Raw genomic sequence first — 650 nt, forward strand, 5'->3', positions numbered from 1 at the left:
CTTATAGGTCGTGTAGAACAGCGAGCCCTGGAAATTGTCGCCGGCGCTGAGCAGCAGCACGTTCTGGCCTTCCAGCTTCTTGCGTTCCTGGGCAATCGCGGTGATTAGCCGGCCCGCGCCGCCGATGCACTCGCCCTTGGTCTCCTCGTCCGCCGAGCAGGTCGATTCATATTTGTTGTTGCCTTCGATGCGGCTGTGCCAGTCGTTGATATGCAGGATGTTCAGCGTGTAGTCGGCAAAGGACGCGCCGGCCGACAGGCCGAGGGCTGAGGCTGACAGGGCTGCAATGGCGGCAAGCTTCTTCATCTTCGTCTCCCGGAAAGCTGATCAGAGGCCATTAGCGCTCTTGCTTGACTGGAACATAACAGCCGGCGCTTTGGCCATGTTCCCATCGCGTTCCGGATGACGCAAGCGGAATCCGGGACCCTTTGCCGGCACAAAAAAGGACGGCGGCCAACCAGCCGCCGTCCTTGGAAAACGAATGGTCGTGGGTTCAGACGCGCCTTGTCAGCACGAAATTCTGACCGCTGGAGCTCGTGCAGTTGAGCTGGCTTGTCGACACCATCAGGCAGTTGAAGCTGACCGCGGTCTGGCGGATCAGCGAGGTGCCGTTGATCTGCACCGATGTGGCGCCGGTCATCGTGTAGCTG

The 650-nt window shown here is 60.2% G+C and carries 1 pseudogene; it reads right to left on the minus strand.

Annotation, left to right across the window (positions count from 1 at the left end):
• Window positions 1-306, minus strand: a pseudogene (locus tag ENZ75_RS33575) (multifunctional 2',3'-cyclic-nucleotide 2'-phosphodiesterase/5'-nucleotidase/3'-nucleotidase); the annotation flags it as partial.
• Window positions 307-650: the final 344 nt, after the last annotated feature.

The organism is Mesorhizobium sp. M7A.F.Ca.CA.002.04.1.1, assembly GCF_004022805.1.
GTDB classification, from domain to species: Bacteria; Pseudomonadota; Alphaproteobacteria; order Rhizobiales; family Rhizobiaceae; genus Mesorhizobium; species Mesorhizobium ciceri.